Raw genomic sequence first — 24,817 nt, 5'->3', positions numbered from 1 at the left:
ACCCGAGAACAAAAAGAGGGGCAACGTGGACGAGATCCTGGCTAGGGCCGGAATCTTCCAGGGCGTCGAACCGACCGCAGTATCGGCGCTGGCCAAGGAGTTGCAGCCCGTCGACTTCCCGCGCGGACATACGGTGTTCGCCGAAGGCGAGCCCGGTGATCGGCTGTACATCATCATGTCCGGCAAGGTGAAGATCGGTCGCCGCTCACCCGATGGTCGCGAGAACCTGCTGACCATCATGGGTCCGTCGGACATGTTCGGCGAGCTGTCCATCTTCGATCCCGGTCCGCGGACCTCGAGCGCCACCACCATCACCGAGGTGCGCGCCGTGGCGATGAATCGCGACGCGCTCAAGGCGTGGATCAAGGACCGTCCAGAGATCGCCGATCAGTTGTTGCGCGTGCTGGCTCGCCGGCTTCGCCGCACCAACAACAACCTGGCCGACCTCATCTTCACCGACGTGCCCGGCCGGGTCGCCAAGCAGCTGCTGCAGCTGGCCCAGCGTTTCGGCACCCAGGAGGGCGGCTCGCTGCGGGTCACGCACGATCTGACCCAGGAGGAGATCGCCCAGCTGGTCGGCGCCTCCCGCGAGACGGTGAACAAGGCGCTCGCCGACTTCGCCCACCGCGGCTGGATTCGCCTCGAGGGCAAGAGCGTCCTGATCAGCGACTCCGAGCGTCTAGCCCGCCGAGCCCGCTGACAACCGTGTGATTTCGGCGCGCTTTCGTTCGCTCAGCGACGGAAAGCGCGCCGAACTCGCTCAGCTGCGCAGGTAGTTCAGCTGCGCCTGCACCGACCACTCCGCGTGCGGCCACAGCTTCTGGTCCACGTCGGTGTAGACGTGCTCCACGATCTGCCGGGCGGTGGCGTCCTCACCGAGCACCTTCAGCGCGTCCCGCACCTGGTCGAGCCGTTCCTCGCGATGCGCCAGGTACATCCCCGCGACCGCCTCGATGTCACCCAGATCGGGACCGTGCCCCGGCAGCACCGCGCGCTTGCCCAATCCACGCAGACGGCGCAGCGACTCCAGATAGTCGCGAAGGCTGCCATCCTCGTTGTCGATCACGGTCGTTCCCCGCCCGAGGACCGTGTCCGCGGTCAGAACGGCGTCGTCAACCAGAAAGCACAGCGAGTCGGCGGTGTGGCCGGGCGTGGCCATCACGGTGATGCGCACGCCGGCGGCGTCGATCACCTCACCGTCGGTCAGCGGACCGCCGAGGCCGCGAAGGAATCCGCTACCCAGCGCGCGCACGGTCGCACCGGTCCGATCGACCAGTTTGTCGATGGCATCGGTGTGGTCGCCGTGCTTGTGGCTGATCAGGATCAGCGGGATCTTGCCCAGGCTCGCGATGGCGTCGACATGCGCGTCGTCATCGGGCCCGGGATCGACGATCACCATCTCGTCGCTGCCCGGTCCCTGAAGCACCCACGTGTTGGTGCCGTCGAGCGTCAGCAGGCCGGGGTTATCGCACAGGAGGACGGACGCCGTGTCGGTCACGCGACGCAGCGCCCCGTAGGCGGGGTGCTCCAATGCCGCGCTGGAGGTCACGCCTCCGCGACCTCCACGATGAGCTCGACCTCGACCGGTGCATCCAGCGGCAACTCCGACACCCCCACGGCGGAGCGGGCGTGCGCGCCCGCCTCGCCGAAAACGTCACCGAGTAGCGCCGATGCGCCGTTGATGACGCCGGGTTGTCCGTTGAAGCCGGGTGCGGACGCAACGAAGCCAACCACCTTCACCACGCGGACGACGGCATCGATGCCGACGAGAGCGTGCACGGCGGCCAGCGCGTTGAGCGCGCATGTCCGCGCGAGATCCTTGGCGTCGGCGGGGTCGACGTCGGCGCCGACCTTTCCGGTGCGCGGCAGCTCGCCCGACTGCATCGGCAGCTGCCCGGACGTGTAGACCAGGTTGCCGGTGCGGACGGCGGGCACATAGGCGGCCAGCGGAGCGACCACGGCGGGCAGTTCGATGCCCAGTTCCGTGAGGCGCGCCGACCAGGTTCCGGACGCCGTCACTTGGGTCGCTTCAGATAGGCGACATGCTGCTCGCCGGTCGGGCCCGGTAGCACCGAAACCAGCTCCCAGCCGTCCTCGCCCCATTGGTCGAGGATCTGCTTTGTCGCATGGGTCAGCAGGGGGACTGTGGCGTACTCCCACCGAGTCAGTTCGCTCATGCGGCTGAGCTTACGGGTCAGCCGGTGCGGCTTGGTTAGCATGCATAGGTGGCTCCCCCCTCCTCCGCACCCACCGGTCGAAACGCCGTCGGCTGGTCCTCGCGATCAACCAAGGCTCGGCTGCACTTCGTGACCGGAAAGGGTGGCACCGGAAAGTCGACAATCGCCGCAGCCCTTGCCCTGGCGCTCGCCGCCGGCGGCCGCCGCGTGCTGCTGGTGGAGGTCGAGGGACGCCAGGGCATCGCGCAGCTCTTCGACGTCCCGCCGCTGCCGTACGAGGAGGTGAAGATCGCGACGGCCGACGGCGGTGGTCTGGTCAATGCGTTGGCCATCGACACCGAGGCGGCGTTCCTGGAATATCTCGACATGTTCTACAACCTCGGCATCGCCGGGCGCGCAATGCGTCGCATCGGTGCCGTCGAGTTCGCGACCACCATCGCGCCGGGCCTTCGCGACGTGCTGCTGACGGGCAAGATCAAGGAACTCGTGGTGCGCAACGAGAAGGAGCGGGAGAAGGCCAAGCACCAGGCTTATGACGCCGTCGTCGTCGACTCGCCGCCCACCGGTCGCATCGCTCGCTTCCTCGATGTCACCAAGGCGGTGTCCGACCTGGCCAAGGGCGGTCCCGTGCACTCGCAGGCCGATGGCGTGGTCAAGCTACTGCACTCGGATCTGACCTCGATCCATCTGGTGACTCTGTTGGAGGCCCTGCCGATTCAGGAGACGGTGGAGGCCATCGAGGAGCTGCAGGAGATGGGGCTGCATGTCGGCAGCGTCATCGTGAACCGCAACATCCCGGCCTATCTCGGTGCCGACGATCTTGCCAAGGCCGCCGAGGGGGACGTCGACGCGGACGCCGTCCGAGCGGGACTCGCGAAGACCGGAATCACGTTGTCGGACTCCGACTTCGCGGGCCTGCTGACCGAGACCATCCAGCACGCCACGCGGATCACGGCCCGCGCCGAGAGCGCGGAGCAGCTCGACCTGATCGACGTTCCACGACTGGAGCTGCCGGCCCTGCGCGACGGGGTCGACCTGGGCAGCCTGTATGAACTCGCCGAAGAACTCGCCCAGCAGGGAGTCCGATAGATGAGCACCACACCGCTCACGCTCGACATGCAGGCAATCCTGTCTGACACCTCCAACCGCGTCGTGGTGTGTTGCGGCGCAGGCGGTGTCGGCAAGACCACCACGGCCGCCGCGATGGCGCTGCGGGCCGCCGAGTACGGCCGCACCGTCGTGGTGCTGACCATCGACCCGGCCAAGCGTCTCGCGCAGGCCCTCGGCGTCAAGGATCTGGGCAACACCCCGCAGCGGGTACCGCTGGCCCCCGAGGTCACCGGCGAGTTGCACGCGATGATGCTCGACATGCGTCGCACGTTCGACGAGATGGTGATCCAGTACTCGGGATCCGATCGGGCAGACGCGATTCTGGAGAACCAGTTCTATCAGACCGTGGCAACCTCCCTCGCCGGGACGCAGGAGTACATGGCGATGGAGAAGCTCGGACAGCTGCTGGCCCAGGACAAGTGGGACCTGGTGGTCGTCGACACCCCGCCGTCGCGCAATGCGCTTGACTTCCTCGACGCGCCGAAGCGCCTCGGCAGCTTCATGGACAGCCGGCTGTGGAAGATGCTGCTCGCGCCGGGACGTGGCATCGGCCGCCTGGTGACCGGCGCCGTCGGCCTGGCCATGAAGGCACTGTCAACGGTGCTCGGTTCCCAAATGCTCTCCGACGCGGCAAGTTTCGTGCAGTCACTGGATGCGACATTCGGCGGTTTCCGCGAGAAGGCGGACCGCACCTACGAACTGCTCAAGCGACGCGGCACCCAGTTCGTGGTGGTGTCGGCGGCCGAGCCCGACGCGCTGCGGGAGGCATCGTTCTTCATCGACCGCCTGTCGCAGGAGAAGATGCCGCTTGCCGGGCTGATCCTCAACCGCACGCACCCCACGCTGTGCGATCTGAAGCCCGAGCAGGCCAGCACCGCGGCTGACTCGTTGACCGAGGACGACGCGTTGACCGCGGCGGTGCTGAGGATTCACGCCGATCGCGCGCTGACGGCCAAACGGGAGGTGCGACTGCTCTCACGCTTCACGGGAGCAAACCCGCACGTCTCGATTGTCGGCGTACCCTCGCTGCCGTTCGACGTGTCGGATCTCGAGGCGCTTCGCGCCATCGCCGATCAGATCACCGGGGAAGCCGCCTGAGCCGAAGCGGCTCGGTACTAAACCGCGCTGCGGTGCTTACGCTGAGCGGCAAAGAAGTCAGCCCAGGACACGACCTCGGGATGCTGCTTGAGCAAAGCGCGACGCTGACGCTCGGTCATGCCACCCCACACCCCGAACTCGACGCGGTTGTCGAGTGCATCTGCGCCGCATTCGGTGATGACCGGGCAGTGCCGGCAGATGACTGCGGCCTTCCGCTGTGCGGCCCCCCGCACGAACAATTCATCAGGATCGGCTTGCCGGCATCTTGCCTGCGACACCCATGCGATGCGGGCCTCGGCCTCGACACCTTGGACAACAACTGCATTTACAGGGGAACTCATGATTGTCCTGCGAGCCGCCGGCCGTGTACCTGACACGTGCGATCCCTCCTCCAGCCGCCATTTCGGCGGTCAACCCCAAGCGATAGCACGCTGTTGCGAGCTGCGCCACATTGCGACCGGTAGTGTTACCTAGATCGCACTGTCTGTCCAAGCTAGGTGGTCAGGGGGGTTTTGCGCAACAGTCAAATCACGAATTTTTGGGACGACCGTGCCGTGACTTGACTTATGCAGGCACCAGCAGGGTCGCATACCGCTCTGACAGGCCATACAGCACCCGGCCAAGTGTCGAGCAGGGACGATACAGCGGCTGAAAAGTTGTCGTTAGCCGACGTCGCTACTCTGTAACCCATGTCCGAGCGCCCGCCGACTCGTCCACCCACCGCGGTGACGGTCATCAAGTTGGCGTGGTGCTGCGTTTTGGCCAGCGTCGTGGCCGCCGCATTCATGTTTCCGCTCGTCGGCGGCTTCGGCCTGATGTCGAACCGCGCGTCCGACGTCGTGGCCAACGGATCCACCCAACTCGTCGAGGGTGACGTGCCCGCGGTTTCCACCATGGTGGACGCTCGCGGCAACCCCATCGCCTGGTTGTACAGCCAACGACGGTTCGAGGTTCCGAGCGAACAGATCGCCAACACGATGAAGTTGGCGATTGTCTCGATCGAGGACAAGAGGTTCGCCGACCACAATGGTGTCGACTGGCAGGGCACGCTGACGGGCCTGTCTGGCTACTTGTCCGGCGCCAGCGACACCCGCGGCGGCTCAACCCTCGAACAGCAGTACATCAAGAACTACCAACTCCTGGTCGTCGCGCAGACCGAGGCCGAGAAGCGCGCGGCCATCGAGACCACTCCCGCACGCAAGCTGCGCGAGATCCGGATGGCACTGACACTGGACAAGACGTTCACCAAGCCCGAGATCCTCACCCGATACCTCAACCTGGTGTCCTTCGGTAATAACGCGTTCGGGGTGCAGGACGCGGCCCAGACCTACTTCGGCATCAACGCCTCCGAGTTGAACTGGCAACAGGCCGCACTGCTGGCGGGCATGGTCCAGTCGACCAGCGCGCTCAACCCGTACACCAACCCCGACGGTGCGCTGGCACGGCGGAACGTCGTGCTGGACACGATGATCGAGAACCTGCCCCACGAGGCGTCGGCGTTGCGGGAGGCCAAGGAGCAACCCCTTGGCGTGCTTCCGGTGCCGACGGAGCTGCCGCGAGGCTGCATCGCCGCGGGCGACCGCGCCTTCTTCTGCGACTACGCACTCGAGTACCTGGCACGCGCGGGCATCAGCAAGGAGCAGGTCGCCAAGGGCGGTTACCTCATCAAGACGACGCTCGATCCCGACGTGCAGGCCTCGGTGAAGTCCTCGATTGACGGGATCGCGCCGCCCGACCTCGACGGTGTCGCCAGCGTGATGAGCGTGATCAGGCCCGGCAAGCAATCGCATCCGGTGGTCGCGATGGCGAGTAACCGCACCTATGGGCTGAACCTGGACGCCGGCGAGACCATGCAGCCCCAACCGTTCTCGCTGGTGGGCAATGGCGCGGGGTCGGTGTTCAAGATCTTCACCACCGCGGCGGCCCTCGACATGGGTATGGGCATCAACGCGCAGTTGGACGCGCCGTCCAGGTTCGAGGCCAAGGGACTGGGCAGCGGCGGCGCCAAGGGCTGCCCGCCCGCCACCTGGTGTGTGCAGAACGCGGGCAACTACCGCGGCTCGATGACCGTGACGGACGCGCTGGCCACCTCCCCGAACACCGCCTTCGCCAAACTGATCTCCCAGGTGGGCGTGCAGCGCACCGTCGACATGGCGGTCAAGTTGGGCCTGCGTTCCTACGCCCTGCCCGGCACCGCGCGCGACTACGACCCAGAGAGCAACGAGAGCCTGGCCGACTTCGTCAAGCGCCAGAACCTGGGCTCCTTCACCCTGGGCCCCATCGAGGTCAATGCGCTCGAGCTGTCGAACGTCGCGGCGACGCTGGCCTCAGGCGGCACGTGGTGCCCGCCGAACCCGATCGACAAGGTCTTCGACCGGTCCGGTCAAGAGGTCTCGGTCACCACCGAGACGTGCGAACAGGTAGTGCCCGAGGGCCTGGCCAACACCCTGGCCAACGCGATGAGCAAGGACGACACCGGCTCGGGTACCGCGGCGGGCGCGGCCGGATCGGTCGGCTGGAACCTGCCGATGTCGGGCAAGACCGGCACCACCGAGGCGAATCGGTCGTCCGCGTTCCTGGGCTTCACCAGTGAGTACGCCGCGGCCAACTACATCTACGACGACTCCACCGCCCCCACGGAGTTGTGCTCGTTCCCATTGCGGCAATGCGGATCGGGCAACTTGTTCGGCGGTAACGAGCCCGCCAGGACCTGGTTCACGGCCATGAAGCAGTTCACGCCGGACACCGTGCAGTTACCACCCACTGACCCGCGTTTCGTCGACGGCGCACCGGGGTCGAAGGTGCCCAGCATCGCCGGAATGAATGAGAGCCTGGCCCGTCAACGTCTGAGGGACGCGGGCTTCCAGGTCGCCGATCAGTCCAACCCGGTCAACAGCGATTTGCGGCTGGGCACGGTCGTCGGAACCTCGCCGGCCGGCCAGACGGTGCCGGGGTCGATCATCACGATCCAGGTCAGCAATGGCATCCCGCCCGCGCCGCCACCACCACCAATCGGCCTACCGCCGTTCCCGGGCATGGACGGGCCGCCAGCTCCCGTTGGCTCGACGGTCATTCAGATCCCCGGCCTTCCGCCGATCACCGTGCCGGTCCTGGGGCCACCGCCGCCACCGCCGCCACCACCGTGATCGGCGCCCCGCCCGACGGGCGGGGTATCGACTGTGGGGTTGATAACGGCTCGCTGTGCTTTGGGCGGCCTGCACCCATCTGGCAGTAGGCTGCGAGCATGCCCGACCCATCGACCGTTCTGAAGAACACCGCGGCGGTCGCCGCTGGCTCGCTGGTCGCCGGGATCGCCTACGGTTCGCTCATCGAGCGCAACGCGTTCGTGATTCGCGAGGTGACCATGCCGGTGCTGACGCCCGGTTCGTCGCCGCTGCGGGTGCTGCACCTGTCGGACTTCCACATGCGCCCGGGACAGCAACGCAAGCAGGGTTGGCTGCGCGACCTGGCGCGCTGGAGCCCGGACCTGGTGGTGAACACCGGTGACAACCTCGCGCACCCGAAGGCCGTGCCGTCGGTCGTACAGGCCATGGGCGATCTGCTGTCGGTGCCGGGACTGTTCGTGTTCGGCAGTAACGACTACTTCGGGCCGCGGCCGAAGAATCCCGCCAGCTACATCTTCAACAAGTCCAAGCGCATCACCGGTGTGCCGCTGCCGTGGCAGGACCTGCGGGCGGCGTTCACCGAGCGCGGCTGGCTGGACATGACCCATACCCGGCGCGAAGTCGACGTCAACGGTCTGGTGATCGCGGCCGCCGGTGTCGACGACCCGCACCTCAAGCGCGACCGCTACGAGACCATCGCCGGCCGCCCCAATCCGGCGGCCAACCTGACGCTCGGCATCACCCATGCGCCCTACACGCGGGTGCTGGACCGGTTCGCCGCCGACGGCTACCAGCTGGTCATGGCGGGCCATACCCACGGCGGGCAGCTCTGCCTTCCGTTCAAGGGCGCCCTGGTGACCAACTGCGACCTTGACCCGTCACGGGCCAAGGGACCGTCCCGGTGGGGCACCAACACCCAGCTGCACGTCTCGGCGGGCGTCGGCACCTCGCCGTACGCGCCGCTGCGGTTCTGCTGCCGCCCGGAGGCCACGCTTCTCACGCTGGTCGCTGCTCCCACCGGTGGCGGTCACGCCGGAACCAGGGCAGGTGTCTCGCAGTCGACCGTCGCGGCACGGTGAGCGACAGCGCCACGGACGCTGTGCGGACTCAGCCACGTCAGTGGGTTGATAACGCCGTACGCCTGATCGAGGCCGACGCCCGCCGCAGTGCGGACACACATCTGCTGCGGTATCCGCTGCCCGCAGCGTGGTGTGACGGTGTCGACGTCGAGCTGTATCTCAAGGACGAGACGACGCACATCACCGGCAGCCTCAAGCATCGGTTGGCAAGATCGCTTTTCCTGTACGGGTTGTGCAACGGATGGATCGGCGAGAACACCACGGTCATCGAGGCGTCGTCGGGTTCGACGGCCGTCTCCGAGGCCTATTTCGCCGCGATGCTCGGCCTGCCGTTCATCGCCGTGATGCCGTCGTCGACCAGCACCGCGAAGATCAAGCTCATCGAATCACAGGGTGGCCGTTGCCATTTCGTCGCCGAGTCGTCTCAGGTGTACGCGGAGGCCGAGCGTCTCGCCGCCGAGACCGGCGGCCACTATCTCGACCAGTTCACCAACGCCGAGCGCGCGACCGACTGGCGCGGCAACAACAACATCGCCGAGTCGATCTTCGATCAGATGCGTGAGGAGCGACACCCCTGCCCAGAGTGGATTGTGGTGGGTGCGGGGACCGGCGGGACGAGCGCGACCATCGGGCGCTACATCAGGTACCGCCGCTACCCTACGCGGCTGTGCGTCGTGGACCCGGAGAACTCGGCGTTCTTCCCGTCCTATGCCCAGGGCAGGAGTGACATCGTCACGGGCGCGTCATCGCGCATCGAGGGCATCGGTCGTCCGCGGGTGGAACCGTCGTTTCTGCCCGATGTGGTCGATCGCATGATGGTGGTCCCCGATGCGGCCTCAATCGCCGCCGCACATCACGTCGGCTCGGTCCTGGGACGACGGGTCGGCCCGTCGACCGGCACCAATGTGTGGGGCGCCTTCGGCCTGCTGGCCGAGATGATCGCGCAGAAGCGCAGCGGGTCGGTCATCACGCTGCTCGCAGACAGCGGCGACCGCTACGCCGACACCTATTTCAGTGACGAATGGCTGACCAGCGCGGGGCTGGACACCTCAGCGTCGAAGGCCGTGCTGGCCGAGTTCGAACGCTCCGGCACCTGGGTCTGACCGCGCCGGTTGCCGACCGCGTCCGACGTCAGGAAAAGCCACAGCGCAGCGATACCGAAGAACCCGCCGTAGAGAGCTGCTCCCAAGCTGGTCATCGAATCTCTCCTCCCTCGTGTGGTGCGCATTTCTGATGGTGACAACGCCGAGGTGCGCCGAATTCATCCCACGCCGCGTGTTGATCAAACGGTTACCCTCACCCAGGCGCCACACGACGCCGTGGCACAGACCAGGCGTTTGGCGTCCGTCGGGCCCCGTGCGATACGCTGTCGTGGCTTTACTCGGGGTGTGGCGCAGCTTGGTAGCGTGCTTCGTTCGGGACGAAGAGGTCGCAGGTTCAAATCCTGTCACCCCGACTCGTGTAGGCAGATAGAGGCCCTGACTGGTGATCCAGTTCAGGGCCTTCTTTCTTTCTGTCCGTAGCGGGCTTTCTGTCCGTAGCGGGCTATGCCTGCCCGCGGGCTCGCAGCGTGATGGGCAGATCGTCGGCTGGCGTCGGGCCGGTTCCCCAGGTCAGCGGGAGCCGGTAGCCGTCGGCCACCCTCCACTCGAAGCGCCGCAGCATCTGGTGCATGGTGGCCTTGACCGTCATGTCGGCGAACTGTTGACCGATGCACTTGTGCGCCCCGCCGCCGAACGGGGCGAAAACGTAGCGGCTCACCGCGGCGCGAGAGTCGGAGCTATCGACGAAGCGCGAGGGGGCGAAGGTGTCCGGCTCGGGCCACCAGTCGGCGAGCCTCATGGAGGCGTAGACGTTGATCGCCACCTGAGTCCTCGCGGGCACGAAATGTCCGAGTATGTCTGTGTCGCGCACTGTTTGACGAAACAGCGTGCCCGCCGGGGCGTACATCCGAAGGATCTCCTTGAACGCGGCGTCGAGCAGCGGGTAGGCGTCCAGATCCAGGACGGTGGGCGCGTCGTTTGGCTGGGCCGTCGCCTCGTCGCGAAGTGCGTCCTGCCAGTGCGGGTTTCGGCCCAGCTCGTAGGCCAACATGGACAGGGCGATCGCTGTGGTGTCGTGCGCGGCCATGAGGAGAAAGATCATGTGGTTGACGACGTCGGCGTCGGTGAATCTCGCACCGTCGTCGTCCTCGCTGCGGCACAACATGGAGAACAGGTCAGTGCCGTCGCCTCGCTGGCGGGCGGGAATCTGGTCGCCGAAGAAGCGTTCGAGCCGTTCTCTAGCGCGCAGTCCCCTGGCCCACACGCCGCCCGGCACGTCTGCGCGCAGCAGTGCCTGCCCGCCGCGGACGGTGTCATGGAAGTCCGCCGCGAGCTGATCGGTCTCGGGGCCGAGTCGAGAGCCGACGAAGACCTCAGCAGCCTGCTCCAACAGCAGGTGCTTGATGGACGGGTAGAACGGAAAGCTCTGGGTCGACGGCCAGCCACGCAGCGTTCGGTCGATGCTGGGCCGCATCAGGTCGAGGTAGCCGTCGAGCGCGCTGCGGGTGAAGGCCTGCTGCATGATGCGGCGGTGGTCGCGGTGCTCCTCGAAGTCCATCAGCATGATGCCGCGGTGGAAGAACGGTCCGATGACGGGCGCCCAGCCGCGCGTGCTGGAGAAGACCTTGTCCCTGTTGACCCACGCCGTCTCCAGCGCGTCGGGACCCATGAGGGTGACGACGCGGAACCCCACCCCACCGGCCCACGACACCGGCCCGTACCGCTCGTAGCGCCGGCGGGCGAAGTCCAGCGGCTCGGCGAGTGAGCTCAGCACGTGGCCGAGCACCGGAAAGCCGTAATTGCCCATCACGGGTTTGAGGTCCGATCCGGCGGGCGCGGTGGCGAGCGGCTGGTCGCCACTCGGGAACCGCGATGTGATCGCCGCGCCGACCGAGTGCAGGCGATGTCGGTTGGCCGGTGTGTTCACCGCGGCGGTCAGTGCCGTCATCCGCCGATCCGATCCAGGTAGGCGCCGGCCTCGGCGTTGTCGGCTGCCGTCGTCATGTGTCCTCCTGATGGATGCATCTGGTACGGAACCGTGCCAGACTGTCCTCGTGGTGTCAACGGTCAGAGACGACGGCCGACCCGGCGAGTGCGACGATCGGGCGGTGCCCGATGCCACGCAGCGTCCCTATGGGGGAAAGACGGCCGACGCCCGTCGCCAACACCGACGAGAACGCCTGCTGGACGCCGCGATGGACTCGATGGCACGAAACGAGTGGCGCAGCGCGACGGTCGACAAACTGTGCTCCGCGGCGGGCCTGAACAAGCGGTACTTCTACGAGAGCTTCACCGACTTGGACGCACTCTCCGCTGCGGTCGTCGACGACATCGCCGAGAGCGTCCGCACCGCAACGGTTCACGCGGCGGATGCGGCAGCGCAGGAACCCCTGGAGGTGCAGGCCTTCGCCGGGGTCGCCGCCGCCGTACGTGCCCTGGTCGACGATCCGCGCCGCGCGCGGGTCCTGCTGGGCGGCGTCGCCGCATCACCCGAGCTGAACGACCACAGAGCCACGGTCATGCATCGACTGACTGAGGTGCTGATCGACCACGGACGAGTCGTGCACGGCGTCGAGCTGGAGACCGATCCGTTGGCGAAGGTGGCGCCGGCATTTATCGTCGGGGGCACGGCGGATGCCATTCTGACCTTCGTCAACGGTGGCGTCGACCTGTCCCTTGACGACTTCATCGCTCAGCTCGCCACCCTGTGGCTGATCACCGGGAACGGTGCCGCGCACATCGCCCGCGCGCGGGTGTCCTGAGGAGATCCAGCGACAGGGGCACAACGCTCAGCCGACCGCCTCGCGCAGCATGGCCAGTAACGGCTTGGCGGCTCTATCGAGGAATCGGTCCTGCCCGTCGTCGCCGACCTGAACCAGCGCGATATCGGTGAAGCCCGCCTGCCGGTACTCGTCGACCGCGGTGACGATCGCCTCCAGGTCGGGGCCACATGGGATGTTCGACGCGGTGTCCTCCGGCGTGACGAACTGGGTCGCGCCTGCGAATCCCGCGGTGGTCGGCAGGTCGGCATTGACTGCCCACCCACCGGCGAACCACCGGAACTGCTCATGAGCACGCGCCACCGCGGCATCGCGATCGGGATCCCAGCAGATTGGCAACTGCCCGATGGCGCGGACCTCGCCGCGCAGCCCGGTCGCCTTGCGCGCACGGCCCCACGCGTCCACCAGGTCCTTGTCGGGTTGCACGGCGATCAGGTGGTCGGCCAGCGGCGCGAATGCCTCCACGGACCGGTCCCCCGACACCGCGGCGGCGATCGCCACCGGAACCTCGGGTAGATCCCACAGCCGGGCCGAGTCCACCTGAAAGTAGTCGCCCTTCCAGTCGACCACCTCGCCGGTGAACAGCTCCCTGATGATCTGGATCGCCTCGCTCAGCATCTCCTGACGCCGCGCGATGGTCGGCCAGCCCTGACCGACCACGTGTTCGTTCAGGTTCTCCCCGCTACCCAGGCCGAGAGTGAAGCGACCGTCGGCCAGAATCTGCAGCGTCGCCGCCTGCTGGGCCACCACCGCGGGGTGATAGCGCATCGTCGGGCACGTCACGTAGGTGAGGAGTTCGACGGTGTCCGTCGCGTGCGCGACCGCGCCGAGCACCGTCCACGCGTTGGGCGCATGTCCCTGTGCCGTCAGCCACGGCGAGAAGTGGTCACTGCAGACCTCGAAGTCGAAGCCCGCCCGTTCCGCCGAAACGGCGTACTCGACAAGTTGTTTGGGTCCGCTCTGCTCCGTCATGAGGGTGTATCCGAAACGCGTCATGGATTCCGGATACCCGGGCGCGTCCCGGGAAAACGGCTACAACCGGTCCTTCACGGCTGCCGACAGACGCGACCCGTCGACCCTTCCGTCGGCGATGGCCGTCGCGGCCTTCATCACCTGGCCCATCTGCTTCATGCCGGGACCGTGCCCGATCTCCTCGGCCACCTGCGCGATCGCGGTGTTCACCACGTTGGCCACTTCGTCGTCGTTGAGCTGGGTCGGCAGGTACTCGTCGATCACGCTGGCCTCGGCGCGCTCGTTGGCCGCCAGTTCGCCGCGACCGTTCGTGATGTAGATCTGTGCGGCCTCGCCACGCTTGCGCGCCTCACGGGTCAGCACCTTCAGCACGTCCTCGTCGGACAGTTCGCGTGACGACTTCCCCGACACCTCCTCGGCCTGCACCGCCGCGAGCACCATCCGCAGCGTCGCGGTGCGCAACTTGTCCCGCGACTTCATCGCCGTCGTCAGATCTGCCCGCAGCCGTTCCTTGAGTTCCGCCATGGCCGAGACGCTACGCCGAGGACTAGGTGTGGTGGTAAAGCTCGGCCAACGCGCCGGCACGTCGCATGTCCTCGCGCAGCGCGCCCGTCCGATCGTCGTGCGACGGCATCAGCACACCCACCATGGCCGACATCCACGCCGGCAGCGCGACGGTCTGGAATGCCTGCTCGAGGCGGGCGCCCGTCGGTGTCGGCGACACCCGGAAGTGCCACGCCGTCGCATCGCCGGTGCCGCTGGAGGTGACGTAGCCGAACTCCCGGCCGGGTTCGAACGCGAAGATCGTGCACACCCGCGACCACGTGGTGCGTCCCGAGCGGTTGACTCCCTTGAAACGCACACCGAGCCCGGATTCGGTTGCGCCGTCCAGGAACTGGGCACCGTTGCACTCGTGGCTCCATTCGGCGGTGCGGGTCGGGTCGGAGATCACCCGCCACACGGCGTCCGCGGGTGCAGCCACGTCGACGCTCACGTGGGCACTCAGATTGCGTTTGAGGCCGCAGTGCTCTGGCAGATACCAGCACCCGTAGGCCCGGCGCCGGTAGGCACGCTCGAGGCGCCTCGACACGCCCAGCGCGCGGCGTTCTGCGGCGGGAGCGCCATCGGCCAGCCACGGCAGCGCCAGGGTCGAGGTCGGCATCCCCACGGTCACCTCGTTCAGCAGCGGGGCCAGCACGCCGAGCGCGTCGGCGACGTCTTCTCGGTGCGCGGCGTCATCGGCGTACCGTCGCGCCGCGCCGATCACCCCGGCTGAGGCAGCCGCGGCCGGGATTTCCACGCGGGCAACCGGCTCCAGCATCCACACCAGGTGTTCGGCGATAGCGCGGCGCTGCGCGTCATCGGGATGGGGCCACTGCGTCAGCGCGGTCAGCGCCCGCGCGACGTCGCGGCGGATCGCCCGGTTGACGAGCGGCGCCGCGTCGGCGGGCCCGGTGTCGGTCATGTGGGTGGGTCCCTTCATCGGCCGCGATCGTGAAGACACGGTATCGGCCCGACGAGGGTGCACGTTGTCAATCCGGTCCGCTCTCGACAGGATGGTGGACATGAGCAACGACGCCGGTGGGTTCGGTCCGGTCGGCCCGCCACCGTCGGGATACCCGCCTCCCGGGTACCCGCCGCCCGGGCAGGACCAGAGCGGCGCTGCGCCGTATCCGCAGAACTACCCCGGGTATCCACCGCCCGACTATCCGCAACAGGGCTATGCGCAGCCGGGATACGCGCAGCAGGGTTATCCGCCACCGGGGTACGCCCCGCAGGGTTACCCGCCACCCGGGTACCCGCCACAGGGCTACGGCCCGCAGGGGTACGGCCCGCAGGGGTACGGCCCGCAGGGGTACGGCCCGCAGGGCTACTCACCGGTGCCGCCCGCGCTCAAGCCGGGTGTCATCCCACTGCGGCCGCTGAGCGTGTCTGACATCTTCAACGGTGCCGTCGCCTATATCCGGATGAACCCCAAGGCCACACTCGGCCTGACAGCGGTCGTGGTGGTTGTCGCGCAGATCATCGCGCTGCTGCTTCAGATCGGCCCCCTGGCCGCCATGGGAGAACTGACCAACACGGTCGGTATGAACGGCGGCGAACCCACCACTGCCGGACTGGTCGGGTCGCTGCTGTCGGGCCTCGCGAGCGCCTTCACCACGTTGGTGTCGTCCATCGTGCTCAGCGGCCTGCTCACCGTCGTGGTGGGCCGCGCGGTCTTCGGCGCGAGGATCACCATCGCGGAGGCCTGGGAGCGGGTCCGCGGACGTCTGCCCGCACTGTTCGGCATCGTCGCGATCGAGATCGTCGGCGCCCTGGTCATCATCAGCGTCGCCGCGGGCATCATCGCCATGGTCGCCGTCGTCATCGGCGGTGTGGCTGCCTTCGTCGTCGGTGTGCCGGTGGTTCTGGCCGTGATCGCGGGGCTGATCTACCTCGGCACCATGCTGGTCTTCGCACCCACCCTGGTGGTGCTCGAACGACTCAGCGTGATGCCTGCCATCACGCGCTCGTTCGCGTTGGTCAAGAACGACTTCTGGCGCGTTCTGGGCATCTGGCTGCTCAGTCAGCTGGTGGCAGGGATCATCGCGGCTGCCGTATCCATACCCTTCAGCATCGCCGGCGAGATGCTGATCGTCGGCGCCGCCACGGCGACCGGAGCGGTCATCGCGATGATTCTGATGTCCATTGGATCGGCGATCGGTCAGATCATCACGTCCCCGTTCAACGCGGGCGTGATCGTGCTGCTCTACGCCGATCGCCGCATCCGTGCGGAGGCCTTCGACCTCGTCCTGCAGACCGGGGCTGCGGTCCCGCCCGGCGCATCGCCAGACTCGACCGACTACCTGTGGCTGACCTCGCAGACCCCGCATCGGTGACGTGTCGACCGTAGACATCGACCGGGACGCCGCGCATGACGCCGCCCTGCGCGAACTCTCGAAACCGATGTACCCCAACGCATCGCTGACCGAGCGGTTCTTCGACTGGATCGACGATCTGCTCTACAAGATCATGGTGGAGGGCGCGTCGATCCCCGGCGGCTGGTTCACCATCACCGTGCTGCTGATCATCCTGGGGATCGCCGCCGTGGCGGCCGTGCGGGTGGCGATGCGAACCATGCGCACCAATCGGGGCCGTAGTGCCGCCCTGTTCGACTCGCACGAGCTGACCTCGGCCGAGCATCGCGCCACCGCTGAGCAGTATGCGGCGCAGGGCAACTGGGCCGCAGCCATCCGCCACCGCCTGCGCGCCGTCGCCCGCCACCTGGAGGAGACCGCGATCCTCGATCCGGTCCCGGGACGCACCGCCACCGAACTCGCCCGCGACGCCGCGGCGGCCGTGCCGGACCTGGCGGCCGAACTACGTCGTGCCGCAGTCACCTTCAACGACGTCACCTACGGCGAACGCCCGGGCACCGAGACCGCCTACCGCACCATCGCCGACCTCGACGACCACCTGCGCACCCGCAGGGCCGCCGGCGCGACGGCACCGACAACACCTGGTGCGGCCGACGGATGGGCCGAGATCCGATGACGCAGACCCCCACCGCGCCTGTCGGTCCCAAGGCGACGGGGCCCTGGCGCACGACGAAGTGGGTGGTTCTGGCCCTTGTCATCATCGCCGCGGTGTCGACAATCAGCACCTATCTGACCGCGCCGCGCCCCGGCGGCCGAATGGACCCCACGGCCACATCGCCGGACGGCGCACTGGCCCTGGTGTCCCTGCTGCGTGACCGCGGCGTCGATGTCATCGAGGCTCAGTCGCTGGCCGACGTTGAGCGCGCCGCACGCCCGGACACCCTGCTCGTCATCGCCGAGACCTTCTTCCTGGTCGACGACGATGGCCTGCGTCGCCTCGCCGACCTGCCCGGCGACCGGCTCCTCGTCGAACCCGTATCGCGCACCCGCGAGGCCCTGGCCCCCGAGATCGGCATCGCCGACGAGACCAGCTTCGGCGGCGAACCCGACTGCGATCTGCGCGCGGCCACACGCGCCGGGGAGACCCAACTCGGGACCGCCACCACCTACGAGGCGACCGGCGACGTCGACGTCACGAGCTGCTATGGCGGCGCGGTGGTCCGCTACGCCGACGACGGGCGCACCGTCACCGTGGTCGGGACCGCCGACTTCATGACCAACTCCGGCCTGACGAAACAGGGCAACGCCGCTCTGGCGATGAATCTGGCGGGCAGCCGCGAGCGGGTCATCTGGTACACCCCGACGCTAATCGAGGGCGAGTCCGACGCCTCGGCCTCAATCATGGATCTCATCCCCGACCGGGTGAGCTGGATTGTGCTGCAGCTGTGCCTGGTCGTGCTGTTCGTCGCGCTGTGGCGTGGCCGACGGGTGGGCCCACTGGTCGCCGAGGACCTGCCGGTGGTCGTGCGTGCCTCCGAGACCGTCGAGGGACGCGGCCGGCTGTATCGCTCACGGCGCTCACGTGATCGCGCCGCCGATGCCCTGCGCACAGGCGCACTGCATCGCATGCTGCCGCGCCTTGGCCTCACGGCCACCGCCGCGCCCGCTGCCGTCGCCGCCGCCGTCGCCGCGCGCATCGGTGGCGATCCGAATACCCACGGGCACACGCTGTTCGGTCCACCTCCGGCTACCGATGCCGAATTGGTCACCCTCGCCCGCCAACTGGACGACATCGAAAGACAGGTATCTCAGTCGTGACACAGCCAACCACCGTGAGCGCCGACGCTGCCCGAAATGCACTGCTGGCCTTGCGGACGGAGATCGCCAAGGCCGTCGTCGGCCAGGACGCCGTGGTCAGCGGGCTGGTGATCGCCCTGCTGTGCCGCGGCCACGTCCTGCTCGAGGGGGTGCCCGGCGTCGCCAAGACGCTGCTGGTGCGCACCCTGTCGGCGGCATTGCAGCTGGACTTCAAGCGGGTCCAGTTCACGCCCGACCTGATGCCGGGAGACATCACCGGCTCCCTGATCTACGACGCGCGCACCGCCGAGTTCGAGTTCCGCTCCGGCCCGGTGTTCACCAACCTGCTGCTCGCCGACGAGATCAACCGGACGCCACCGAAGACCCAGGCCGCCCTGCTGGAGGCCATGGAGGAACGGCAGGTCAGCGTCGACGGTGAGGCCCGGCCGCTGCCCGACCCCTTCATCGTCGCCGCCACCCAGAACCCCATCGAGTACGAGGGCACCTACCAGTTGCCCGAGGCCCAGCTCGACCGCTTCCTGCTCAAGCTCAATGTGCCGCTGCCGCCGCGCGATCAGGAGGTGGCGATCCTGTCCAGGCACGCCCAGGGATTCGACCCGCGCGACCTGTCGGCGATTCGCCCCGTCGCGGGACCCGACGAACTGGCCGCCGGGCGCGAGGCCGTGCGCCAGGTGCTGGTCGGCGATGAGGTGCTTGGCTACATCGTCGACATCGTCGGGGCGACAAGGCATTCGCCGTCACTGCAGCTGGGGGTGTCCCCGCGCGGCGCGACCGCGCTGTTGTCGACATCGCGGTCCTGGGCCTGGCTGTCGGGACGCAACTACGTCACCCCGGACGATGTCAAGGCCATGGCCCGTCCGACCCTTCGGCACCGCGTGGCCCTTCGGCCCGAGGCCGAACTCGAGGGCGCAACCCCCGACGGTGTGCTGGACGGGATCCTGGCCGCGGTCCCGGTACCGCGCTAGTGATCCTCACCGGCCGCACCGGCCTGGTCGCCCTGATCTGCGTCCTGCCGATCGGGTTCGCGCCATGGCCTGCAGCGGCTTTCGCCGTGCTGCTCGCCCTCCTGGTGCTGGCGGTGCTGGCAGACGTCGCGTTGGCCGCGAGCACCCGCAAGCTGAGCCTGCGCCGCAGCGGCGACACCTCGGCCCGGCTCGGCGAGACCATCGACGCGGTACTGGTGATCGAGAATGACGGAAGCCGCAGGTTCCGTGGCGTGGTACGCGACGCGTGGCCACCGTCGGCACGTGCCCAACCCCGCACACACCCCGTCGATATCGCTGCGGGGCAAAGCCTTCGGGTCGTCACGACATTGCGACCCAACCGTCGCGGAGATCAGGTGTCCGCCGCGGTCACCGCACGCTCGATCGGCCCACTGGGGCTGGCGGGCAGACAGAGATCGCAACCCGTGCCGTGGCAGATCCGCATCCTTCCGCCGTTCCTGTCGCGTAAGCATCTGCCGTCGCGGCTGGCCCGCCTGCGTGAACTCGACGGCATGGTGCCGGTGTTGATCCGCGGGCAGGGCACCGAGTTCGACTCGCTGCGCGAGTACGTGGTGGGTGACGACGTGCGCTCGATCGACTGGCGGGCAACGGCACGACGATCCGATGTCGTGGTGCGGACCTGGCGACCCGAACGGGACCGTCGCATTGTCATCGTGCTCGACACCGGGCGCACGTCAGCTGGCCGGGTCGGCATCGACCCCACGGCGGGCGACCCTAGCGGGTGGCCGCGTCTGGACTGGTCGATGGACGCCGCACTTCTGTTGGCGGCGCTGGCCTCCCGAGCCGGAGACCACGTCGACTTCATCGCACATGACCGCGTGCCCCGGGCAGGGGTCTACAACGCGTCGCGCACCGAGGTGTTGGCCCATCTCGTCGATGCGATGGCACCACTGCAGCCCGCGCTCGTCGAATCCGATGCCGCCGCAACGGTGTCCACCATCCTGCGGCGCTTCCGGCGGCGCGCACTCGTCGTACTGCTCACCGACCTCAACGCGTCGGCACTCGATGAGGGGCTGATGGCGGTGCTACCGCAGTTGGCCGCCAAACACCAGGTGATGCTCGCCGCGGTGGCCGACCCCCGGGTGGACACGCTGGCCGCGGGCCGCGCCGATGCCGCGCAGGTGTACGACGCGGCGTCCGCCGAACGTGCCCGCAATGACCGCATGTCCATCGCGACGAGGCTGCGCCGCCACGGCGTCGACGTCGTCGATGCCCAACCCGAGGATCTGGCGCCTGCACTCGCGGACCGCTATCTGTCGCTGAAAGCCACCGGCAGGTTGTGACTCATCCCGTCGGGACGACGTCGGGTGCGTCCTCGATGTCACCCGTCTCCCCCGCCCGGGCGGCCTTACGCCCGAAGTGCACCACGTAGCCGAGAAACGCGATCTCGGCGGCCACGCCGATGGCGATCCGGGCGAACGTCGGCAGCGGTGACGGTGTCACGAGTGCCTCGATCAGGCCGGCGATCAGCAGCACCGCGACCAGGCCCACGGCGACCGATACGACGGCGCGCCCCTGTTCGGCGAGGACCTGGCTGCGCGGCCGGTCACCGGGCGATATCACCGACCATCCCAGGCGCATCCCCGCGGCGGCGGCCAGGAACACCGCGGTGAGTTCGATAAGACCGTGCGGCGCCAGGAGGCCGAGGAAGATGTCACCCTTGCCCGCGTTGAACATCAGGCCGCCGGAGACGGCGACGTTCGCAGCGTTCTGGAAAAGGATGTAGGGGATCGGGATTCCGAGCAGAATCGCGAAGCCGATGCACTGGGCCGCCACCCACGCGTTGTTCACCCACACGCGCAGCGCGAAGGATCCGGCCGGGTTCTCGCTGTAGTACGAGGCGAAGTCGTGGTTGACCAGTTGCTCGATGTCGGCTGGTGTCCCGATCATCGACTGCACCTCGGGGTTGCCCGCCACCCAGGCACCCATCACGATGGCGACCACGAAGAAGGCAACCGCCGATCCGAGCCACCACCGCCACGACCGGTAGGCGACCACGGGGAAGGACACCAGCCAGAAACGGACAAACTCACTCCACAGCGGTGCATGCGCACCGGTAACTGCGGCACGGGCGCGCGCGACAAGCCCTGACAGGCGACCGACGATGACCGAGTCCGCCGACGCCGACCGCACCATCGACAGATGCGTGGACACCCGCTGGTACAGGTCGACCAGTTCGTCCACCTCGGCACCGGTCAGCTTGCGGCGCCGCTTCACCAACTCTTCGAGGCGGTCCCACGACGCGCGGTGTGCCAGCACGAACGCGTCGACATCCACGCTTGGGAATCCTAGTAGCGTTGTGTTTCATGGTGGCCCAACCCGAGCCGATGGTGACCGGCGACGCCGTGGTGTTGGACGTGCAGATCGCCCAGTTGCCGGTGCGCGCCCTCTCGGCGTTCATCGACCTGACCGTCATCTTCGTCGGCTACGTGATCGGGGTGGCGCTGTGGGCGGCCACGCTCCGCGACCTCGACTCGGCGTTCTCCGCGGCGGTGCTGATCATCTTCACGGTGCTCGCCGTCGTCGGCTACCCGATCATCTTCGAGGCCACCACGCGCGGACGGTCGCTCGGCAAGATGGCGATGGGCCTGCGCGTCGTCTCCGACGACGGTGGACCGGAACGGTTCCGGCAGGCGTTGTTTCGCGCCCTGGCCGGCTTCATCGAACTCTGGATGTTCACCGGCGGTCCGGCGGTGATCTGCAGCCTGTTGTCGGCCAGGGGAAAGCGCATCGGCGACATCTTCGCGGGCACCATGGTGATCAGTGAGCGCGCGCCCAAGCTCAGCCCGCCGCCGGTGATGCCGCCGCAGCTGGCGTGGTGGGCGGCCTCGCTACAGCTCTCCGGGCTCGGTGCGGCGCAGGCCGAGCGGGCGCGTCAGTTCCTCTCCCGGGCCACCCAGTTGCAGCCCGAGTTCCGCGACCAGATGGCGCACCGGATCACCGCCGAGGTTGTCGCGCAGATCTCCCCGCCACCGCCGCCCGGCACGCCGCCGCAACTGGTGCTCGCGGCCGTGCTCGCCGAGCGCCACCGCCGCGAACTCATCAGGTTGCGTCCGGCTGCGCCGCCGCCCCAGTTCTCACCCGGCTACGCGCAGGCTCCGCCACCGGCGTACGCGCCTCCACCACCGGCGTACGCACCCGCGCCGCCGGCGTACGCGCCCGCGCCGGCCACCCCTCCGTCACAGACACCGGGATTCGCACCACCCGATTAATGGGACACCACTGTCCCACTTTGGTCAGATTGTGCTACATTAAGCCTCATGACAGCTCCGCAATCGATCGAAGGTGGCTCGCGCGCTCGCACGCGTCGGGCAATTCTCGATGCGGCGATGACACTGCTCGCCAACGACCCCACCACCTCGCTGGGTGACATCGCGGCCGAGGCCGAGGTGGGCCGGAGCACCCTGCACCGCTACTTCCCCGAACGCTCGGATCTGCTGCGCGCACTCGCGCGTCACGTCCACGCGCTGAGCAACGCGGCCATCGAACACGCGGAGCCCGACTGCGGACCACCGGTGGAGGCACTGCGCCGTGTCGTCGAGTGCCAGCTCGACCTCGGCCCGATCGTGCCCTTCATCTTCAACGAGCCGACGCTCGTCGCCGACCCGGAGATCGCGGCCGAGCTCGACACGGGCGACGAATTGATCGTCGAGATGCTCAACCGTGCGTCGTGTCAGGGGTCGGCCGGACCTCCCGGGTGGCCACGGCTGGTCTTCTGGGCGCTTCTGAACGCCGGCTATGAGGCCATGAAGCTCAACAGTGCGCCCCGCGTACAGATCGTCGACGCCATCATGGCGAGCCTGGTCGAGGGCACGATCAACCCGAACTCGAGCTGAGACGCGGCCGTCCGCCCGTCCACAACTTTCCGCTTTTCCGTACTACAGGAGTGACCATGTCCATCCGGCATGACGCCAACGAGGCGTCGAGCCACCAGCCCATCACGACCCCACGGCGGGCGTGGGCGGCGCTCGCCGTCCTATTGCTGCCGGTGCTGCTCATCGCCGTTGACAACACCATCCTGGCGTTCGCCCTGCCCAGCATCGCCCAGGAGTTCCGCCCGGCGGCCACCACCCAGTTGTGGATCGTCGACGTGTACTCGCTGGTGCTCGCCACGCTTCTGGTCGCGATGGGAAGCCTCGGCGACCGGATCGGACGGCGCCGCATGCTGATGATCGGCGCGACCGGCTTCGCCCTGGTGTCGGCGGCGGCGGCCTTCGCGCCCAGTGCCGGCTACCTCGTCGCCGCGCGCGCCGTGCTGGGCTTCTTCGGCGCCATGCTCATGCCGTCGACATTGTCGTTGATTCGCAACATCTTCGAGGACGCGTCGGCACGCCGGCTCGCCATCGCGATCTGGGCATCGTTCTTCACCGCCGGGTCCGCGCTGGGCCCCATCGTCGGTGGCGTCCTGCTCGAGCACTTCCACTGGGGTGCGGTGTTCCTGGTCGCGGTGCCGATCCTGCTGCCGCTGCTGATATTCGCGCCGCGGCTGGTGCCCGAGTCGCGTGACCCCAACCCCGGGCCGCTCGATCCGATGAGCGTCGTGTTGTCGCTGACGACGATGCTTCCGCTGGTCTGGGCGATCAAGTCCGGCGCCCACGACGGCCTGTCCTGGATGGTCGGCGGCGCACTGGTCGTGACGATCGCCTCCGCCATGCTGTTCGTGCGGCGCCAGAATCACAGCGCCACACCGATGATCGATATCAAGCTCTTCGGCTACGCCCCGTTCGCATCGTCGATCCTGGCGAACTTCCTGTCGATCGTGGGGCTCATCGGGTTCATCTTCTTCGTGTCCCAACATCTACAGCTGGTGCTGGGGCTGAGCCCCCTGACGGCCGGCCTGGTGACGCTGCCCGGCGCCGTGCTGTCCATGGTGGCGGGCATCGGGGTCGTGCGACTGGTCAGGTGGTTCGCCCCGCACGCCCTGGTCGTCACGGGTCTGGTTCTGGTGTCGCTCGGCTTCGGCATGATCCTGCTGTTCCGCCACGACCTGACGGTGGCCGCCGTGGTGGCGTCGTTCATCGTGCTGGAGGTCGGCGTCGGCATCTCACAGACGATCACCAACGACACCATCGTGTCATCGGTGCCACCGGCCAAGGCTGGCGCGGCCTCAGCGGTTTCGGAGACCGCGTACGAACTGGGCGCGGTGGTCGGTACCGCGATCCTGGGCACCATCTTCACGGCGTTCTACCGCGCTAATGTCCAAGTGCCACAAGGTCTTTCCGCCGGACAAACCGCCGACGCCGCGGAGAGCATCGGCGGCGCGACGGCCGTGGCCCAGCAGTTGCCGCCCGAGGTGGCCGACAAGCTGCTGGACTCGGCGAAGGTGGCGTTCGACTCCGGTATCGCGCCGACGGCGATCATCGCGGGCCTGCTCACCCTGGTGGCGGCGGTCGTGGTCGCACTCACGTTCCGAGGCAACCGATTCAGCGCTGCGCCAAGCCGATCAGCATCAGAGCCGAGCCCACCAGTGGCGCAACCGTCCGAACGTGGTTCCACGCCGTCCACGGCACCAGATAGTCACGCCACTGGCGTACTGCCTCAGCCGTAGACAGGACGGCCGGGTCGACAGCGTCGAGCCGGTTGTTCAGCGGGACGTTGAACGCCATGGTGACGACGAACGCCACCAGGCCCAGTGCGGCGCCGGCCAACACGTAGGGCGCGCCGGGTGAGGACAGGCGAAGCGCTGCAGCGATGCCGACGCCGAGAGCCAGCAGGGTCGATCCCACGAAGAGCATCAGGAACGGTGCATTCGC

Annotated in this window: 24 protein-coding genes, 1 tRNA gene and 1 pseudogene; 16 read left to right on the top strand and 10 right to left on the bottom strand. The window is 67.9% G+C overall.

All coding sequences use genetic code 11. The features are described from left to right. Positions 1-25: 25 nt before the first annotated feature. Positions 26-700: a Crp/Fnr family transcriptional regulator gene (locus ACZY0X_RS21030; RefSeq protein WP_241402751.1), complete on the top strand. Its 675-nt coding sequence runs from the start codon at positions 26-28 to the stop codon at positions 698-700. A gap of 60 nt (positions 701-760) precedes the next feature. On the opposite strand, the gene ACZY0X_RS21025 is transcribed toward ACZY0X_RS21030, so the two are convergent. From ACZY0X_RS21025 to ACZY0X_RS21015, 3 genes are read right to left on the bottom strand one after another with little or no spacing between them, the layout of a single operon-like run. After that, positions 761-1,549 (bottom strand): MBL fold metallo-hydrolase, encoded by a 789-nt coding sequence (locus ACZY0X_RS21025; RefSeq protein WP_463773117.1) that lies wholly within the window; start codon positions 1,547-1,549, stop codon positions 761-763. Continuing rightward, entirely contained in the window at positions 1,546-2,019 is a 474-nt protein-coding gene (locus ACZY0X_RS21020; RefSeq protein ID WP_463773115.1) for a RidA family protein, read from the bottom strand. The genes ACZY0X_RS21025 and ACZY0X_RS21020 overlap by 4 nt, the downstream gene beginning before the upstream one ends. Further along, positions 2,016-2,177 carry a DUF4177 domain-containing protein gene (locus tag ACZY0X_RS21015; RefSeq protein ID WP_241402748.1) on the bottom strand — a complete coding sequence of 54 codons (162 nt, stop codon included), beginning with the start codon at positions 2,175-2,177 and terminating at the stop codon, positions 2,016-2,018. The genes ACZY0X_RS21020 and ACZY0X_RS21015 overlap by 4 nt, the downstream gene beginning before the upstream one ends. A gap of 48 nt (positions 2,178-2,225) precedes the next feature. Between ACZY0X_RS21015 and bagA the strand changes: the two genes are divergently transcribed. Together bagA and bagB are read left to right on the top strand one after the other, a co-directional pair. Continuing rightward, positions 2,226-3,266, top strand: coding sequence for an ATPase BagA (bagA, locus tag ACZY0X_RS21010; RefSeq protein ID WP_463773113.1), 1,041 nt, complete (start codon positions 2,226-2,228; stop codon positions 3,264-3,266). Beyond that, the gene (gene bagB, locus ACZY0X_RS21005; RefSeq protein ID WP_463773112.1) at positions 3,267-4,385 is read left to right on the top strand and encodes an ATPase BagB; all 1,119 of its coding nucleotides are present in this window, start codon (positions 3,267-3,269) and stop codon (positions 4,383-4,385) included. Positions 4,386-4,402: 17 nt separating this feature from the next. On the opposite strand, the gene ACZY0X_RS21000 is transcribed toward bagB, so the two are convergent. Continuing rightward, positions 4,403-4,762 (bottom strand): WhiB family transcriptional regulator, encoded by a 360-nt coding sequence (locus ACZY0X_RS21000; RefSeq protein ID WP_463773110.1) that lies wholly within the window; start codon positions 4,760-4,762, stop codon positions 4,403-4,405. A gap of 312 nt (positions 4,763-5,074) precedes the next feature. Here ACZY0X_RS21000 and ponA2 point away from each other — a divergent pair, with 312 nt between their 5' ends. The 4 genes from ponA2 (at position 5,075) to ACZY0X_RS20980 (ending at position 10,045) form a co-directional block, all read left to right on the top strand. Beyond that, entirely contained in the window at positions 5,075-7,531 is a 2,457-nt protein-coding gene (gene ponA2, locus ACZY0X_RS20995) for a transglycosylase/D,D-transpeptidase PonA2 (RefSeq protein ID WP_463773108.1), read from the top strand. A 98-nt stretch (positions 7,532-7,629) separates the two neighbouring features. Continuing rightward, on the top strand, positions 7,630-8,589 hold the full coding sequence (locus ACZY0X_RS20990; protein WP_463773107.1) for a metallophosphoesterase: 960 nt from the start codon (positions 7,630-7,632) through the stop codon (positions 8,587-8,589). Beyond that, a complete protein-coding gene (gene cds1 / locus ACZY0X_RS20985) occupies positions 8,586-9,692 on the top strand; it encodes an L-cysteine desulfhydrase Cds1 (RefSeq protein ID WP_463773105.1) in 1,107 nt (368 codons plus the stop codon). Before ACZY0X_RS20990 ends, cds1 begins: the two co-directional genes overlap by 4 nt. A gap of 279 nt (positions 9,693-9,971) precedes the next feature. Continuing rightward, positions 9,972-10,045: transfer RNA gene (locus ACZY0X_RS20980), tRNA-Pro, on the top strand. An 89-nt stretch (positions 10,046-10,134) separates the two neighbouring features. On the opposite strand, the gene ACZY0X_RS20975 is transcribed toward ACZY0X_RS20980, so the two are convergent. Continuing rightward, on the bottom strand, positions 10,135-11,580 hold the full coding sequence (locus ACZY0X_RS20975) for a cytochrome P450 (RefSeq protein WP_463773103.1): 1,446 nt from the start codon (positions 11,578-11,580) through the stop codon (positions 10,135-10,137). 160 nt (positions 11,581-11,740) lie between these two features. Between ACZY0X_RS20975 and ACZY0X_RS20970 the strand changes: the two genes are divergently transcribed. Then, positions 11,741-12,394: a TetR/AcrR family transcriptional regulator gene (locus ACZY0X_RS20970; RefSeq protein ID WP_463773385.1), complete on the top strand. Its 654-nt coding sequence runs from the start codon at positions 11,741-11,743 to the stop codon at positions 12,392-12,394. A 27-nt stretch (positions 12,395-12,421) separates the two neighbouring features. On the opposite strand, the gene ACZY0X_RS20965 is transcribed toward ACZY0X_RS20970, so the two are convergent. The 3 genes from ACZY0X_RS20965 to ACZY0X_RS20955 are packed head-to-tail and all read right to left on the bottom strand — an operon-like array spanning position 12,422 to position 14,867. Beyond that, positions 12,422-13,408: an LLM class F420-dependent oxidoreductase gene (locus ACZY0X_RS20965; protein ID WP_463773102.1), complete on the bottom strand. Its 987-nt coding sequence runs from the start codon at positions 13,406-13,408 to the stop codon at positions 12,422-12,424. Positions 13,409-13,444: 36 nt separating this feature from the next. Further along, positions 13,445-13,909, bottom strand: a complete 465-nt coding sequence (locus ACZY0X_RS20960; RefSeq protein ID WP_463773100.1) for a GatB/YqeY domain-containing protein — start codon at positions 13,907-13,909, stop codon at positions 13,445-13,447. A 22-nt stretch (positions 13,910-13,931) separates the two neighbouring features. Further along, entirely contained in the window at positions 13,932-14,867 is a 936-nt protein-coding gene (locus ACZY0X_RS20955) for an SRPBCC family protein (protein WP_463773098.1), read from the bottom strand. Between the two features lie 82 nt (positions 14,868-14,949). Here ACZY0X_RS20955 and ACZY0X_RS20950 point away from each other — a divergent pair, with 82 nt between their 5' ends. Genes ACZY0X_RS20950 through ACZY0X_RS20930 form a run of 5 tightly spaced genes read left to right on the top strand, consistent with a single transcriptional unit; the run spans position 14,950 to position 20,347 of the window. Further along, positions 14,950-16,263 (top strand): hypothetical protein, encoded by a 1,314-nt coding sequence (locus tag ACZY0X_RS20950; RefSeq protein ID WP_463773096.1) that lies wholly within the window; start codon positions 14,950-14,952, stop codon positions 16,261-16,263. Between the two features lies 1 nt (position 16,264). Beyond that, a complete protein-coding gene (locus tag ACZY0X_RS20945; protein ID WP_463773095.1) occupies positions 16,265-16,918 on the top strand; it encodes a DUF4129 domain-containing protein in 654 nt (217 codons plus the stop codon). Then, positions 16,900-18,060, top strand: coding sequence for a DUF4350 domain-containing protein (locus ACZY0X_RS20940; protein ID WP_463773093.1), 1,161 nt, complete (start codon positions 16,900-16,902; stop codon positions 18,058-18,060). The genes ACZY0X_RS20945 and ACZY0X_RS20940 overlap by 19 nt, the downstream gene beginning before the upstream one ends. Next, positions 18,057-19,025, top strand: coding sequence for an AAA family ATPase (locus ACZY0X_RS20935; RefSeq protein WP_241402736.1), 969 nt, complete (start codon positions 18,057-18,059; stop codon positions 19,023-19,025). The genes ACZY0X_RS20940 and ACZY0X_RS20935 overlap by 4 nt, the downstream gene beginning before the upstream one ends. After that, entirely contained in the window at positions 19,025-20,347 is a 1,323-nt protein-coding gene (locus ACZY0X_RS20930; protein ID WP_463773092.1) for a DUF58 domain-containing protein, read from the top strand. The genes ACZY0X_RS20935 and ACZY0X_RS20930 overlap by 1 nt, the downstream gene beginning before the upstream one ends. A 1-nt stretch (position 20,348) precedes the next feature. On the opposite strand, the gene ACZY0X_RS20925 is transcribed toward ACZY0X_RS20930, so the two are convergent. Further along, positions 20,349-21,341, bottom strand: a complete 993-nt coding sequence (locus ACZY0X_RS20925; RefSeq protein WP_463773091.1) for a stage II sporulation protein M — start codon at positions 21,339-21,341, stop codon at positions 20,349-20,351. Positions 21,342-21,370: 29 nt separating this feature from the next. On the opposite strand from ACZY0X_RS20925, the gene ACZY0X_RS20920 reads away from it, so the two are divergent. The 3 genes from ACZY0X_RS20920 to lfrA are packed head-to-tail and all read left to right on the top strand — an operon-like array spanning position 21,371 to position 24,612. Further along, positions 21,371-22,276 carry an RDD family protein gene (locus ACZY0X_RS20920; protein ID WP_463773089.1) on the top strand — a complete coding sequence of 302 codons (906 nt, stop codon included), beginning with the start codon at positions 21,371-21,373 and terminating at the stop codon, positions 22,274-22,276. Positions 22,277-22,324: 48 nt separating this feature from the next. Then, positions 22,325-22,900: a TetR/AcrR family transcriptional regulator gene (locus ACZY0X_RS20915; protein ID WP_463773088.1), complete on the top strand. Its 576-nt coding sequence runs from the start codon at positions 22,325-22,327 to the stop codon at positions 22,898-22,900. 56 nt (positions 22,901-22,956) lie between these two features. Further along, the gene (lfrA, locus tag ACZY0X_RS20910) at positions 22,957-24,612 is read left to right on the top strand and encodes an efflux MFS transporter LfrA (protein ID WP_463773087.1); all 1,656 of its coding nucleotides are present in this window, start codon (positions 22,957-22,959) and stop codon (positions 24,610-24,612) included. Here the strand turns inward: lfrA and ACZY0X_RS20905 are convergent. Beyond that, a pseudogene (locus ACZY0X_RS20905) lies at positions 24,575-24,799 on the bottom strand (anthrone oxygenase family protein); the annotation flags it as partial. The gene lfrA and the pseudogene ACZY0X_RS20905 sit on opposite strands and share 38 nt — an antisense overlap. Between the last annotated feature and the right edge of the window lie 18 nt (positions 24,800-24,817).

The organism is Mycobacterium sp. IDUB_39, from assembly GCF_055419205.1.
Note: the sequence above shows the minus strand (reverse complement) of the source record. Positions and strands in the feature narration are given on the sequence as shown.

Coding starts and splice junctions, on each gene's coding strand:
- ACZY0X_RS20965 (WP_463773102.1), bottom strand. CDS start 13,408: ATGACGCGTTTCGGATACACCCTCATGACGGAGCAGAGCGGACCCAAA.
- ACZY0X_RS20960 (WP_463773100.1), bottom strand. CDS start 13,909: ATGGCGGAACTCAAGGAACGGCTGCGGGCAGATCTGACGACGGCGATG.
- ponA2 (WP_463773108.1), top strand. CDS start 5,075: ATGTCCGAGCGCCCGCCGACTCGTCCACCCACCGCGGTGACGGTCATC.
- ACZY0X_RS20940 (WP_463773093.1), top strand. CDS start 16,900: ATGGGCCGAGATCCGATGACGCAGACCCCCACCGCGCCTGTCGGTCCC.
- ACZY0X_RS21015 (WP_241402748.1), bottom strand. CDS start 2,177: ATGAGCGAACTGACTCGGTGGGAGTACGCCACAGTCCCCCTGCTGACC.
- bagB (WP_463773112.1), top strand. CDS start 3,267: ATGAGCACCACACCGCTCACGCTCGACATGCAGGCAATCCTGTCTGAC.
- ACZY0X_RS20950 (WP_463773096.1), top strand. CDS start 14,950: ATGAGCAACGACGCCGGTGGGTTCGGTCCGGTCGGCCCGCCACCGTCG.
- ACZY0X_RS20915 (WP_463773088.1), top strand. CDS start 22,325: ATGACAGCTCCGCAATCGATCGAAGGTGGCTCGCGCGCTCGCACGCGT.
- lfrA (WP_463773087.1), top strand. CDS start 22,957: ATGTCCATCCGGCATGACGCCAACGAGGCGTCGAGCCACCAGCCCATC.
- ACZY0X_RS20955 (WP_463773098.1), bottom strand. CDS start 14,867: ATGAAGGGACCCACCCACATGACCGACACCGGGCCCGCCGACGCGGCG.
- ACZY0X_RS20975 (WP_463773103.1), bottom strand. CDS start 11,580: ATGACGGCACTGACCGCCGCGGTGAACACACCGGCCAACCGACATCGC.
- ACZY0X_RS20990 (WP_463773107.1), top strand. CDS start 7,630: ATGCCCGACCCATCGACCGTTCTGAAGAACACCGCGGCGGTCGCCGCT.
- ACZY0X_RS20920 (WP_463773089.1), top strand. CDS start 21,371: ATGGTGGCCCAACCCGAGCCGATGGTGACCGGCGACGCCGTGGTGTTG.